This is a genomic window from Mesorhizobium sp. M0771 (assembly GCF_040320155.1).
Classification (GTDB): domain Bacteria; phylum Pseudomonadota; class Alphaproteobacteria; order Rhizobiales; family Rhizobiaceae; genus Mesorhizobium.
Map to the genome: position 1 here is coordinate 106374 of NZ_JAMYPC010000010.1, position 14206 is coordinate 120579.

General features: G+C 62.3%; 12 protein-coding genes and 1 pseudogene. 2 read left to right on the top strand and 11 right to left on the bottom strand.

Features of this window, described 5'->3' with window-relative positions; translation table 11 throughout:
* Positions 1-180 precede the first annotated feature (180 nt).
* From NKI05_RS17180 to NKI05_RS17220, 9 genes and pseudogenes are all read right to left on the bottom strand, one after another.
* Positions 181-1302, bottom strand: a complete 1122-nt coding sequence (locus tag NKI05_RS17180) for a branched-chain amino acid ABC transporter substrate-binding protein (protein WP_023668720.1) — start codon at positions 1300-1302, stop codon at positions 181-183.
* A 137-nt stretch (positions 1303-1439) separates the two neighbouring features.
* Positions 1440-1787 (bottom strand): DUF6867 family protein, encoded by a 348-nt coding sequence (locus NKI05_RS17185; RefSeq protein ID WP_023668719.1) that lies wholly within the window; start codon positions 1785-1787, stop codon positions 1440-1442.
* 112 nt (positions 1788-1899) lie between these two features.
* On the bottom strand, positions 1900-2628 hold the full coding sequence (locus NKI05_RS17190) for an ABC transporter ATP-binding protein (protein WP_023668718.1): 729 nt from the start codon (positions 2626-2628) through the stop codon (positions 1900-1902).
* 20 nt (positions 2629-2648) lie between these two features.
* Positions 2649-3755: pseudogene (locus tag NKI05_RS17195) on the bottom strand (ABC transporter ATP-binding protein); the annotation flags it as partial.
* Positions 3755-5350: a high-affinity branched-chain amino acid ABC transporter permease LivM gene (gene livM / locus NKI05_RS17200; RefSeq protein WP_023668716.1), complete on the bottom strand. Its 1596-nt coding sequence runs from the start codon at positions 5348-5350 to the stop codon at positions 3755-3757. The pseudogene NKI05_RS17195 and the gene livM, both read right to left, overlap by 1 nt.
* A 4-nt stretch (positions 5351-5354) precedes the next feature.
* Positions 5355-6257, bottom strand: coding sequence for a branched-chain amino acid ABC transporter permease (locus NKI05_RS17205; RefSeq protein WP_023668715.1), 903 nt, complete (start codon positions 6255-6257; stop codon positions 5355-5357).
* 458 nt (positions 6258-6715) lie between these two features.
* Positions 6716-7717: a 4-hydroxyproline epimerase gene (locus NKI05_RS17210; protein WP_023755542.1), complete on the bottom strand. Its 1002-nt coding sequence runs from the start codon at positions 7715-7717 to the stop codon at positions 6716-6718.
* A 13-nt stretch (positions 7718-7730) separates the two neighbouring features.
* Positions 7731-9149 carry an NAD(P)/FAD-dependent oxidoreductase gene (locus NKI05_RS17215; protein ID WP_280940085.1) on the bottom strand — a complete coding sequence of 473 codons (1419 nt, stop codon included), beginning with the start codon at positions 9147-9149 and terminating at the stop codon, positions 7731-7733.
* A 51-nt stretch (positions 9150-9200) separates the two neighbouring features.
* Complete coding sequence (locus NKI05_RS17220; RefSeq protein WP_023815249.1) at positions 9201-10094, bottom strand: dihydrodipicolinate synthase family protein; 894 nt, start codon at positions 10092-10094, stop codon at positions 9201-9203.
* A 69-nt stretch (positions 10095-10163) separates the two neighbouring features.
* On the opposite strand from NKI05_RS17220, the gene NKI05_RS17225 reads away from it, so the two are divergent.
* Complete coding sequence (locus NKI05_RS17225) at positions 10164-10853, top strand: GntR family transcriptional regulator (RefSeq protein WP_050588433.1); 690 nt, start codon at positions 10164-10166, stop codon at positions 10851-10853.
* Between the two features lie 37 nt (positions 10854-10890).
* Here the strand turns inward: NKI05_RS17225 and NKI05_RS17230 are convergent, their stop codons facing one another.
* Positions 10891-11190 (bottom strand): hypothetical protein, encoded by a 300-nt coding sequence (locus tag NKI05_RS17230; RefSeq protein WP_023815250.1) that lies wholly within the window; start codon positions 11188-11190, stop codon positions 10891-10893.
* A gap of 203 nt (positions 11191-11393) precedes the next feature.
* The gene (locus NKI05_RS17235) at positions 11394-12890 is read right to left on the bottom strand and encodes a CoA-acylating methylmalonate-semialdehyde dehydrogenase (protein ID WP_023688916.1); all 1497 of its coding nucleotides are present in this window, start codon (positions 12888-12890) and stop codon (positions 11394-11396) included.
* Between the two features lie 365 nt (positions 12891-13255).
* Between NKI05_RS17235 and NKI05_RS17240 the strand changes: the two genes are divergently transcribed.
* Complete coding sequence (locus NKI05_RS17240; protein WP_023668708.1) at positions 13256-14137, top strand: LysR family transcriptional regulator; 882 nt, start codon at positions 13256-13258, stop codon at positions 14135-14137.
* Positions 14138-14206 lie beyond the last annotated feature (69 nt).

Sequence of the window (14206 nt, forward strand, 5' to 3'; positions counted from 1 at the left end):
GATTCTAGCACCTCTGCTCGAAAAGCTGCGTGCGATTGGCGTCGCGAGGTGACGCTAATTGTCGTGCCCGCACAAATTCGACCCCGGCTAGCGGCTTATCCAGCCACCCTCGCTTTGCCCTGTCACCAAAGAAAAATGCCCGGCGCGAGCGCCGGGCATTCCATAGAGCTGTGTTCCGAATTACGACTTCGGGAACCAGGAGATCTTGCCGTCCGGACCCTTCTTCCATTCGTACATGATGTAGCCCGGGAGCTTCGGATCGCCCTTCGCGTCATAGGCGAGATCGCCCAGAACGGTCTTGAACGGGCCCTTCTCGTGCAGCGCCTTGGCCACTTCCACGGGGTCGTTCGACTTGGCCACGGCAGCGGCCTCGGCGATCACCTGCATGGCGGCGTAGGAGTAGAGAGTGTAGGCTTCCGGCTCGAAGCCCTGGGCGCGGAACTTCTCGACAAGTGCCTTGTTCTCGGGGATCAGGCGCGGATCGGGACCGAAGGTGTTGAGCGTGCCGATAACCGCATCGCCGGCGATCGCAGCCAGCTCGTCGGTGACGATGCCGTCGCCCGACATCAGGGTAGCCTTGAGGCCCTGGTCCGCCGACTGGCGGATGATCAGGCCGGCTTCGGTATGCAGGCCGCCCCAATAGATCAGGGTAACGCCGGCGTCCTTCATCTTGGCAATCAGCGCCGAGAAGTCCTTGTCGCCGACATTGACGCCTTCGTACATGACTTCGGTCAGGCCGGCTGCGTTCATCGCCTTCTTGGTCTCGTCGGCAAGGCCCTGACCATAGGGGGTCTTGTCGTGGATGACGGCAACCTTGGCGTCCTTGAAGTTGGTCGCGATATAGCCGCCGGCGATGCCGCCCTGCTGGTCATCGCGTCCGCAGGTGCGGAACACGTTCCACAGGCCGCGCTCGGTGAATTTCGGGTTGGTCGCCGCCGGGGTTACTTCGACGATGTTGTTGTCGACGTAGACTTCCTGCGAAACCGGGATCGAGACGCCCGAGTTGAAGTGGCCGATCACGAACTTCACGCCGTCGCCGACGAACTTGTTGCCGACCGAAATGCCCTGCTTCGGATCGGAGACGTCGTCGCCGACTTCGAGCTTGATCTGCTCGCCGTTCATGCCGCCTGCGGCGTTGATGTCGGCAACGGCCGCTTCCGCACCCTTCTGCAGCTGCGCACCGAAGGCCGCATTCGGACCGGTGATCGGACCTGCGACGCCGACGATAACGTCAGCCCATGCATTGCCACCGAACGCGACAAGCGCGGTCAGGGCAACGGCGGACAAAAGTGATTTCTTCATTTAAACGCTCCCATTTACGAGGTGGGCGTGGATGAAACTTTCATGCGATGCCCACCCTTATCGCAGAAAGCGTACTTTGCCGATTTTCAGGCCCTTGTCACGCCGATTCATCCCCGGAACGGCGTTAATGATGAACGTCAACCTTTCGGTTTCCAGCTTAAGATCGAAGCCCGTTCGTAAAGCCAATTATACTGCGTCACCATCTGGTTCGTACGCGTGTATTGATAGCCGACAAACCCCAATATCATGAGCACGATTGTGTCCACGACATAGTATTGCAGCGAAAACATCGTGCCGCCGAACAAGGCATGATGGATGAACCTGATGCCGATGCCGAGGCCCAGCAGATAGGCGAACAGCGCCGGCAGGCTGCGCCATGTCTGGGCGCTGGCCTTGCCGGTCATCCATGCCGCCCAGCCGCCGAGCAGACAGGTGACGAAGAAGAACTGCCAGATGGAAGGTTCCTCGTGAAGAATGCCTTGCATGATGAAGACTCCCTAGCATGATCCCGAAAAGTTGCAGACTTTTCGGACAAAGGTCATGCGACAAACAAACAAGTTGGAGCGGAATACCGTATGCATACATTCCGCTCCAAAATCAGTGATGGCCGCCTTCGAGATAGGCCGCCCGCACTTCCGGATTGGCGAGCAATTCCTTGCCTGTGCCGCTCATGGTCACGTTGCCGTTGACCATGACATAGCCGCGCGTGGCGAGCTTGAGCGCGCCGAAGGCGTTCTGCTCGACCAGGAACACAGTCAGCCCTTGCGTGCGGTTCAGCTCGCGGATGGCATCGAAGATCTGCTTGACGATCAGCGGCGCCAGACCCAGCGACGGCTCGTCGAGCAGCAGCAGCTTCGGCCGCGCCATCAGCGCACGTCCGATCGACAGCATCTGCTGCTCGCCGCCCGACAGCGTGCCGCCGCGCTGGGCAATGCGCTCCTTGAGGCGCGGGAACAGCGCGAACACCTTCTCGGCATCCTCGTCATAGTGCTTGAGATTGTCGAGACCGGCGCCCATCTGCAGGTTTTCCATCACCGTCATGCGCGGGAAAATGCGCCTGCCTTCCGGCGACTGCGCGATACGCATGCGGGCGATCTCGTGCGTCGGCATCTGGGTGATGTCGGTGCCGGCGAAAGTGATTGAGCCGGCACGAGCGCGCGGCGCACCGAAGATGGTCATCATCAGCGTCGACTTGCCGGCACCGTTGGCACCGATCAGCGCGACGATCTCGCCCTGGTTGACGTGGACATCGACGCCGTTCAGCGCCTTGATGTTGCCGTAGTAGGTCTCGACGCCCTTGATGTCGAGGAGCGTTGTCTCGGCCATCACTTACGCCCTCCGCGCGGCTTGCCTGTCGGGGATTTGGTGGCCGCCGGCTTGGACTTGGCCGTCAGACGCTCGGACGGTGCTCTTGGCGCGGAGTTGGCTCTTGTATCGTATTGGGTGGCTTTTGAAGCTCCCTTCGACACTGTGACCCGCTCGCCCTGGCTGTGGCCGATCGTGTCGCTTACCGGGCCGGCGAGATAGGAAGACGATGTGCCTGGTCCGTGAGCCGAATCCGGCCCGATGTCCAGCTGCTCGATGACGTCTTCATCGCCAACCTCGGTCAGCACCGTCTCGACCTCCTCGTCGTCGACGCCGAGATAGGCGGCGATGACGCGCGGGTCGGTACGCACCGATTGCGGGCTGCCGTCGGAAATCTTGCGGCCATATTCAAGCACCACGACATGGTCGGAAATCTGCATGACCACCGACATGTCATGTTCGATCAGCAGGATCGAGGTACTGCTCTTGATGTCCATCAGCAGCGAATTCAGCGCAGCCGACTCCTTCGGATTGAGACCGGCCGCAGGCTCGTCGAGGCACAGAAGTTCGGGCCCTGTGCACATGGCGCGCGCAATCTCGAGGCGCCGCTGCGCGCCATAGGGCAGGTCGCCGGCCGGATCGTCGGCGCGATCGACAAGATCGGCCTTCTCCAGCCAGTGCTTGGCAAGCTCCACCGATTCAGCCGAGGCTCTGCGGTAGCCGCCGATCCCGAACAGGCCCAGGATCGTATAGCCGGATGCCTTCATCAGCTTGTTGTGCTGGGCAACCAGCAGATTCTCCAGCAGCGTCATGCCCGAGAACAGGCGGATGTTCTGGAAGGTGCGCGCCACCTTGGCGCGCGCCGGGATCTCATGATTGGGCAGCCGTTCGAGCAGGAAGCTCGAGCCGTCGGCCCGGTTGAGCGTAATCATGCCTTCCGACGGCTTGTAGAAGCCGGTGATGCAATTGAAGACGGTGGTCTTGCCGGCGCCATTGGGTCCGATCAGAGCGGTGATCTCGCCGCGCTTGGCCTGGAACGACAGATCGCCGATGGCGATCAGGCCGCCGAACTTCATCGAAAGATGCTCGACCTGGAGGATGGCGTCTTTCATACCCGGATTGGTCTTCTGAATGGAGGTCGCGCTCATCAGCCGTGCCCTTCCTTGGTGAAGGAGGAGGAGACCGCTTTTCGTTCACTGAGGAAGGCCGTCGGTTCACGGCTGCCGACAAAGCCGCGCGGCTTCCACAGCATGACGATGACCATCGCCATGCCGAACAAAAGCATGCGGTAAAGCTCCGGCGTGAAATCTTTTCCGAAGACACTTTTCAGGAAATCGAGTTCGCGCAGTGCCTCGGTGCCGCCGATCATCACCAGCGCGGCGACCGCGATGCCGACCAGCGAGCCCATGCCGCCGAGCACCACGATGGCCAGGATGATCGCCGATTCCAGGAAGACGAAGGATTCAGGGCTGACGAAGCCTTGCCGTGCGGCGAAGAAGGCGCCGGCAAAACCGCCGAACATGGCGCCGGTGGCAAAGGCGGTGAGCTTGGTGGTGGTGGTGTTGATGCCAAGCGAGCGGCAGGCAATCTCGTCCTCGCGCAGCGCCTCCCAGGCGCGGCCGACAGGCATGCGCCTGAGCCTGATGGTGACGAAGGCGGTCAGCAGCGCCAGCCCGAGAATGAGATAGTAGAGGAAGATCTTGTAGTAGGCGCTTGACTGGGCGATGTGCAGCACCTTGCCGATATAGTTCGGGTCGGTCGAATTAAACGTCATCAGGCCGAAGAAGGTGACCTTCGGGATGCCGGAGATGCCGGCCGAGCCGTTGGTGACTTCACGCCAGTTGATCAGCACCAGGCGGATGATCTCGCCGAAGGCCAGCGTCACGATCGCCAGGTAATCGCCACGAAGCCTGAGCACCGGAAAGCCGAGCATAACGCCCCAGAAGGCGGCCATGGCGCCGGCGGCGGGCAGCAGGATCCAGAACGACAGGCCGTATTGCGAACCGAGCAACGCATAGGCATAGGCACCGACCGCGTAAAAGGCGACGTAGCCGAGATCGAGCAGGCCGGCGAGGCCGACGACGATGTTCAGCCCCCAGGCCAGCATCACATAGATCAGGATCTGGATGCCGAAATTGTCGACCCACTTCAACGAGCCCTGCAGGCCGCCGGTTATCGACCACGCGTAGATCGACAGCACCACGACGACGAGGATCGGGTATAGCACCAGCGCCGCAATCCCGAGCTTGGTGAAATTGGCGTGGATGAAGGAGCGGAAATAGAAGATCACGCAAGCGAGCGCGTAAATGACGGCCAATGCGCGCAGGAACTGAAGGTAGCCGGCCAGATCGGGTCCCACCAACACCGGCAGGGCGCTGCCGAACGCAACGAGGACAACCGCCAGCACAACGGCGACGATGAAGGCCGGAAGCAGGAAGAAGCGCGACGCGACGCTCGCCGGCAACAGGCCGGTGGCGACATTGGTGATCTTCTGATTGGCCATGAACGGCTGGCCATATGCAATGTAGAAGAAGCGGCCAAGCATGGTCAGCACGACCACGGTGATGAGCAGCAACCAGCGCTGCACCAGGATCAGCTGGTTGCTTATGTTCTGGTCGGTCTTCAGGCCGATGAAGAGAATGAACAACCCCAGCGAGATGGCGCCGGCATAGAACGCTTCGCGCAATGCACGCTGCACGGGGGAGGCGACGGTGTCGCGCTCCGAGGATACGGAAACCGCCATTGTCTCAGACCTTTTCGACTTCTGGCCGGCCCAAAATGCCGGAAGGCAGGAAGATCAGCACGATCGCCAGGATCGAGAACGCCGCGACGTCCTTGTAGTCGATCGAGAAATACGCCGACCACATGCTCTCGATGAAGCCGATCAAAAGCCCGCCAAGCACCGCGCCCGGCAGAGACCCGATGCCGCCGAGAACGGCCGCGGTGAAGGCCTTGACCCCCGGCACAAAGCCGTCGGAAAAGGCGATGACGCCGTAATACATCAGGAACAACGTGCCCGCGACGGCCGCAAGCGCTGCACCCATGATAAAGGTGATCGAGATCGTACGGTCGACATCGACACCGAGCAGCGCCGCCATCTTGCGGTCCTGCTCGCACGCCCTTTGCGCCCGGCCGAGGGAAGTCCTGTTGACCAGGTACCAGAACAGCGCCAGCAGCAGGGCGGTGACGACGACGATGATGATCTGCTTCAGCGACACGCTGATGCCGTTGATGTTGTAGACTTGGCTGACCATCGGCGGGATCGGCTTGTTGCGCGGACCTTGCGTCACCTGGATGAAGTTCGACAGCGCGATCGACATGCCGATGGCGGTGATCAGCGGCGCCAGCCGGAACGAACCGCGCAGCGGCCGGTAGGCCACCTTCTCGATCGTCCAGTTGTAGAGGCTGGTGAGCAGCATCGCCACGATCATCATGATCAGCAGCGCCAGGACGACCGGGACCGAATAGAACAAGGAGCCGAGGATGAGGAAGACAACGAGGGCGGCGAATGCCCCGACCATGAAAATGTCGCCGTGGGCGAAGTTGATCATGCCGATGATGCCGTAGACCATCGTGTAGCCGATTGCGATCAGCCCATAGATCGATCCCAGCGTCAGCCCATTGATAAGCTGCTGGACAAAGTACTGCATGTGTACATGGCTCCCCTGGAATGTCGCCCATGCAGACGCATTCCTTTTCGTATTTCCCCTAGTCGTAAAGTTTCGAGCCTGGATTGCAACGTGATTTTTCAAACGTCGAGCGTGTTTTGCCGGCACGCCTTCCGATTGCCCGTTTTTTTGCTCCCGACCCCTGGACTATCGCGGACCCTATCATTGGCATAACGCAATGTCTTTGACGATTCAGCCGGACCAGCGACCTCATTTCGAAGAAATCCCGGTCAAAATTAGGTGATGAGACGAATCTTTGCGTTGTTGGCGGGTTTCTTTTTTAGCCACATTCCGTACTGACCAGCTGCAACATGGGTTACTTCCGACTATGGCGGTGGATGCCTCGCCCAACGCGCTAACCTTTCGCTGACTGGTTTCGCCAAGAGGTCCCGCTCTGGGTCCAAGTCTTCGTCTCGGTGGATGATCGGCAGCCTACCGTATCACTTAACCACAAAACCGTGCGCGAACGGATCGCGGTCGTCGATGAATATGGTGTTCAGGCCGGTCATCCGCGCCCAGCCGCCGATCGAGGGAATGATGGCCGGCTTGCCGGCAACAGTGACGTCCTTCTCGACCTTGCCCTTGAACAGCGAGCCGATGATCGATTCGTGGACAAAACTGTCGCCGGCCTTGAGCTTGCCCTTGGCATGGAGCTGCGCCATGCGCGCCGAGGTGCCGGTGCCGCAAGGTGAACGGTCGATCGCCTTGTCGCCATAGAAGACGGCGTTGCGTGCGTCGGCCCCCTCCACCGTCGGCTTGCCCGTCCACAGCATGTGGGACAGCCGGTTGATGCCGGGGTTTTCCGGATGCACGAACGAGTACTTCTCGTTAAGCCGCTGCCGCACCACAGGGCTCCAGGCGATGAAATCGCCGGCGGAATAATCAGCCATGTCGCGAAAATTCGCCTGCGGCTCGACGATGGCGTAGAAATTGCCGCCATAGGCGACATCGACAGTGATCTCGCCAAGCTGCGGGCAGTCGACCGTCAGTCCCTCGGCATAAAGGAAGGACGGTACATTGGTGATGCGCACCTCCTCGACATAGTCGCCGACCTGTTTGTATTCGGCGATAACCAGCCCGGCCGGTGTGTCGAGCCGGAGCACGCCGGGTGTCTTCGGCTTGATCAGCCCATGTTCGATGGCCATCGTCACCGTGCCGATCGTGCCGTGGCCGCACATCGGCAGGCAGCCCGACGTCTCGATGAACAGGATGGCTATGTCGCAATCCTCGCGCGTCGGCGGATAGAGGATCGAGCCCGACATGACGTCGTGGCCGCGTGGCTCGAACATCAGCCCGGTGCGGATCCAGTCATACTCCGCCAGGAAATGCGCCCGCCGCTCCATCATCGTCGAACCCTCGAGCAAGGGACCGCCGCCGGCGACCAGCCGCACCGGATTGCCGCAGGTATGGCCGTCGATGCAAAAGAAGGATTTTTTGGCCATGATTTCCTCGGACTCAAAACCGTTGCGGGCTGAAGGGGGCAAGATCGATCGGCGAAGTCTGCCCGAGAACAAGATCGCGGATCAAGCGGCCGGTGGCCGCCGCCTGGGTCAGGCCGAGATGGCCATGGCCGAAGGCGTAGACAATGTTGGGCGCGGTTCGCGCCGTGCCGATCACCGGCAGCGAATCCGGCAGCGACGGGCGATAGCCCATCCACTCGCGGCCGCCTGACGCGTCCAACCCCGGAAGGAACTGTCTGGCTTTTTCCAGCATGGCCTTCGAGCGCGCAAAATTCGGCGGCCGGTCGAGACCGCCCAACTCGACGGCGCCGCCGACGCGCAAGCCCGTGTCGAGTGGCGTGATGACGAAGCCATGGCCGGAAAAGATCAGCATTCGCTGCACGTCGAAAGCGGTCTTCGGCAGTGTGGTGTTGTAGCCGCGCTCGGTTTCGAGCGGGATGGTGTCGCCAAGCGCCTTCGCCAGCAGATGCGACCATGCCCCGGCGGCCACGACAAGATGTCTTGCCTGCCTGGTCGTGCCGTCGGTCAGCGTCAGCGTCGCGCCATCAGGTTTGGCGGCGACGCGCTCTATGCGCGCCTTTTCGAAACGCGCGCCCAACCCTTCGGCATAGGCCCACACCGCCTTGCCGAGCAGTTTCGGATCGGCGACGGTCTTCCAGCCCGGCACGAAGGTGCCCTTGATGAAGCGCGGCGACAGTCCCGGCTGCAGCCGCGCCAGTTCGTCGCCTTCGACATGGCGAAAGTCGATGCCGAAGCGCTGGCGCGCCGCCCAGCCCGGCAGCCCGGCCTGAAACTCGGCCTCGCTTTCATAAAGTTCCAGCGAACCGTCCTCGCGCAGCATCGGCCGCGTGCCGGAACGGTCGAGCAGTCCCATCCATTCGGCCTCGGCGAGCTTCATCATGTCTGCCTGAGCAGCAAGGCTCGCCTCATATTTTGCCGGTGCGCCGGCGCGCCAGAAGCGGAACAGCCAAGGCAACAGTTTCGGCAGATAGGCTGGCGGGATGCTGAGTGGCCCGAGCGGATCGGCAAGCCATTTCGGCAAGTGCCGCATCATGCCCTTATGCGCCAGCGGCAGCACGTCGGAGAAGGCGAAGGCGGCGGCATTGCCGGAGCTCGTCTCCTCGCAGATGCCGGTGCGGTCGAAGACCGTGACGCTGCGCCCGGCCTCGGCCAGCATGGCCGCCGCGCAGATGCCGACAATGCCGCCACCGACAATGGCGATATCTACCCCTTCTCCCCGTTCACGGGGGTGAGGAGTGGTCCGCGAAGCGGTGGAAAAGCCGACTGCTTGGCTTTCCGAACGACGAACGCCCGGAGCGCCAGCGAAGGGCTGCGGGGCCCGAAGGGCGGATGAGGGGCGGCGGCCCTCCTCTGTGTCCCTGGAATTTCCTTGCACGTCGGCGCTGCCCCTCATCTGGCTGCCGCCATCTTCTCCCCGTGCACGTGCACGGGGAGAAGAAAGCCTTCAGAACTGCGGCAGCTTCGGCCGTACCGCCAGCGCGTCCTTGACGATCTTCTCGACCGCTTTGCGGCGCTCGCCCGACAGCGGCTGGCGCGGCATGCGCACGCGGTCATTTGTGTCGATCGCGAGCACTTCGGCAAGCTTGATGTTTTGGACCAGATAGGTCGAGACATCGAGATCGAGCAGCGGCCGGAACCAGCGGTAGATCGAAAGCGCCTCCTCGCGGCGGCCCTGCTTCATCAGCTGGTAGATGGCGACGGTCTCGCGCGGGAAGGCGACGACCAGACCCGCCACCCAGCCGATGGCGCCCACCGACAGCGCCTCGAAGGCGAGATTGTCGACGCCGGTGAACAAATCGTAGCGGTCGCCGAAGCGGTTGATGATCTCTGTCGAGCGGCGGATGTCGTCGGAGGACTCCTTGATGGCGACGAAGCGCTTGTCCGCAGCCAGATCCTCCATCTGGTCGACAGTGACATCGACACGGTAGGCCAGCCGGTTGGAGTAGATCATCACCGGCAGGTCGCCGGCCTGAGCGACGGCGCGCAAGGCGGCGACCGTCTCTTCCGGGTTGGTGTGATAGATCGGGCTCGGTACCACCATCAGCCCGTTGGCGCCTTCCCGGCTCGCGCGCTTTGCGATGTTCGCCGCCTCGCGGGTGCCTGCCTCGTTGACGGTCAGCAGAACCGGCTTGCTGCCGGCAACTTTCTGGGCAGTCTTCAGCACCTCGATTTTTTCGTCATGCGACAGCATCGGGCCTTCGCCGAGCGAGCCACAGACGATGATGCCGTCGCAACCGGCATCCATCTGCAACGCAAAGCAGCGCTCCATCTCGGCATGATCGAGGCGGTCGTCATCAGTAAACTTGGTCGTGACGGCGGGGAAAACTCCGGTCCACATGATCGTCTCTCCATCTGATATATCAGCCGTATATCTATTTGAAAACCGGCTGTCAACGCGGAATTCGTTATGATATATGTGAGATATATCAGGAGCCCACCTTTGATATCCAGTGAGACAGCATACCCCGAGCCGGCCGCCGCCAAGGCCTACCATGTACTCGAGCATATGATCGTGACGTTGGAACTGGCGCCGGCGAGCTTTGTCACCGAAGGCGCCCTCATCGAGAAGCTGGCGCTAGGACGCACGCCGGTGCGCGAAGCGATCCAGCGCCTCGCCTGGGAAGGACTGCTCGATGTCAGGCCACGCGCCGGCATCGCCATTGCCCCGCTTCATCCCGGCGACTGGCTGCGCGTGCTGGATGCCAGGCGCGGCGTCGAGGTGGTGCTGGCGCGCTCGGCCGCCCGCTTCGTCACCCGCGAGGCCGCCGACCTGTTTCATGAGGCAGCCCTTGCCATGCAGAAGGCCGTCATCTCGGGCAATGTGCTGGCCTTCATCCAGGCCGACAAGGCGCTCGACGAGGCCTTGGCGATGGCCGCCGACAACCCGTTTGCGGCCCGTCTGGCCGCGCCCCTGCAGACCCACAGCCGCCGCTTCTGGTTCCGCTACAAGGCCGACACAGGACTGGCCGAATCGGCTGAGCACCACGTCGCGCTAATCCGCTCGATCCTGGCTGGTGACGAAGAGGCTGCCGCCAAGGACGCCAAACGCCTTATGGCACTGCTGCGCGGCCATGCCGAAGTGGCCGCCACACGCTGAACTCCGTCTTTGCTCCAGACTTCCGACCGGTCTTTTATCAGGTGCCCGGCAAGACTGCTGCCATAGCCGCCCCGTCCCAGCCTTCGCCAGCCGTGATGATGCAGCTTTGGCCGTGTGTGTCGGTGGCCAGGATGGTCCAAGTGCCCTGGTCGGAGACGAATATCTCCAGCACCACATTCGGGTTCACCAGGCCACGTGCGGCTTGGCTTTCGTGGAACTTCTCGCCGAGCGCCTTGACCAGGTCGGTCCGCGCCGCGCATTGATCGGCTTTGGCCTCGGCGATGCCGGACATCGCGAACACCGCAAAGAACATCGCCGCCACAAGACGTCGTGTCATCTGACACCTCCTTGCGCCAGACGAGAACCCCGGCTGCTACCGGCGCTATTTTGATGGCCTGCACCACGGCAGGAATGCAATTTAAGGCAGATGACAGGCTCTTGGTTCCATCGCTTAAACGTGATGGCCAATGTCGGTTTCGTACAAAGAAAGGCCCGGGACGTTGAACCCAGGCCTTCTTGCCGATCTTCGAAATCGTCCGGTCAGTTCATCGTCGGGATGACGAACTCGGCACCGTCCTTGATGCCTGAGGGCCAGCGCGAGGTCACCGTCTTGGTCTTGGTGTAGAAGCGGAACGCGTCCGGGCCGTGCTGGTTGAGGTCGCCGAAGGACGACGCCTTCCAGCCGCCGAACGTGTAGTAAGCGATCGGAACCGGGATCGGCACGTTGATGCCGACCATGCCGACCTGGACGCGCGAAGCAAAATCACGAGCAGCATCACCGTCACGGGTGAAGATGGCCACGCCATTGCCCATCTCATGATCGTTGGCGAGCTTGATGGCGCTCTCATAGGTCGGCGCACGCACCACCGACAGCACCGGACCAAAGATCTCTTCCTTGTAGATGCGCATGTCGGCCGTCACATTGTCGAACAGGCAGCCGCCCATATAGTAGCCATCCTCGTAGCCCTGCATGGAGAAGCCGCGGCCATCGACGACCAGCTTGGCGCCTTCCTTGACGCCGGTGTCGACATAACCCTTGACGCGTTCCAATGCCTGCGCCGTCACCAGCGGGCCGAAATCGGCGGACGAATCCGTCGACGGGCCGACCTTGAGGCTTTCGACACGCGGGATCAGCTTTTCCATCAGCCGGTTGGCGGTGTCGTTGCCGACGGGAACGGCAACCGAGATCGCCATGCAGCGCTCGCCGGCCGAGCCGTAGCCGGCGCCGATCAGCGCATCGACCGTCTGGTCCATGTCGGCATCGGGCATGATGACCATGTGGTTCTTGGCGCCGCCGAAGCACTGCACGCGTTTTCCCGCCGCCGTGCCGCGCGAATAGATGTAATGCGCGATCGGCGTCGAGCCGACAAAGCCGATAGCCTTGATATCAGGATCGTCGAGGATGGCGTCGACGACGTCCTTGTCGCCATTGACGACGTTGAGGACGCCAGCCGGCAGGCCAGCCTCGAGGAACAGTTCGGCGATGCGCATCGGCACGCCAGGGTCACGCTCGGAAGGCTTCAGGATAAAGGCGTTGCCGCAGGCCAGCGCCGGGGCAATCTTCCACAGCGGGATCATGGCCGGGAAATTGAACGGGGTGATGCCGGCAACGACGCCAAGCGGCTGGCGCATCGAATAGACATCGATGCCGGGGCCGGCGCCGTCGGTGAACTCGCCCTTCATCATGTGCGGCGCACCGATGCAGACTTCGACGACTTCGAGGCCGCGCTGGATGTCGCCCTTGGCGTCGGCGATGGTCTTGCCGTGCTCGCGCGCTAGGAGATCGGCCAGTTCGTCATAGTCGCGGGCAACCAGTTCAAGAAACTTCATCAGCACGCGCACACGCCGCTGCGGGTTGGTCGCAGCCCATTTGATCTGTGCTTCCTTGGCGTTCAGCACAGCCGCACGCAGTTCCGCCGGCGACGCCAGCGCCACCGTGCCGCGCACCGAGCCGTCCATGGGCTGCATGACGTCCTGCTTGCGCCCGCTGGTCCCGGCGACATGCTTGCCTCCGATGAAATGACCGTATTCGATCATGGTTTCTCTCCCTGAGTTTGTGATGAAGCATTCAACGCCTTTGCAGGCGCGAAGGCAACGCGAGGGGAAACGCAACCGTTGTGCAAGAAATAGACAACGAAGGACGAGTGTGCATTAATTGCCGCAAATTACAGATTGCTGAAAGGCCCGAAGGTTGCGCTCCGTCACACCCCCCTCTGTCCTGCCGGACATCTCCCCCGCAAGGGGGGAGATCAGATGTGGCCGCCGCCTTCGCAAATCTTCAACGCACCAAAAGAGACGCAGGTGGCGGAGCTGCCAATCTCCCTCCTTGCGGGGGAGATGGCCGGCAGGCCAGAGGGGGGTGGGCGGGAACGCCGCGTTCGCCGCTAGCCCGGACCACCCCCATGAACTGGGATGACGTCCGCATCTTCCTCGCCGTGGCCCGCGCCGGGCAGATCCTTGGCGCCGCCAAGCGGCTGGAACTCAATCACGCCACCGTCTCGCGCCGCATCGCAGCGCTTGAGGATGCGTTACGGACAAAACTGTTTCGCCGGCTTACCACCGGCAGCGAGCTGACGCCGGCCGGCCAGCGCTTTCTCGACATTGCCGAGCGCATGGAAGCCGACATGATCGCCGCGCGCTCCGCCGTGTCGGGCGAAGGCGACGATATCTCAGGCACGGTGCGCATCGGCGCGCCCGACGGGTTTGGCGTTGCATTCCTCGCCACGCGTCTTGGCGCGCTGACCGCGCTGCACCGCGAACTCACCATCCAGCTGGTGCCGGTGCCGCGTTCCTTCTCGCTGTCGCGGCGCGAGGCCGACATCGCCATCACCGTCGAGCGGCCGAGCGAAGGCAGGCTGGTGGCGGGAAAGCTGGTCGACTACACCCTCGGCCTGTTTGCCTCGCGGGACTATGCGCAGGCGCACGGCTTACCCGAGACCGCTGCCGAACTCGGCCAGCATACGCTGATCGGCTATGTCCCAGACCTGATCGTCAGCCCGTCGCTCGACTATGCGGCGGAGTTCAGCCCGGACTGGCGCACCAGCTTCGCCATCTCCTCAGCGCTGGGCCAGGCCGAAGCGGTGCGGTCGGGCGCCGGCATCGGCATCTTGCACACCTTTGTCGCCCGCTCGATGCCGGAGCTGATCCCCGTCAACATCGTGACGCCGATCCGCCGCGCCTACTGGCTGGTCTATCATGAATCGGTCCGGCCGCTGCGCCGCGTGCAGATCGTCGCCAACTTCATCACCAAGGCGGTCGAGAGAGAGCGCGGGCTGTTTGTCTGATGGCCGCGCCGCCTTGCCTTCGCCACAAAATCGGCCAGTGTGGCAACAAGCGCGATGTCGCCTATCATT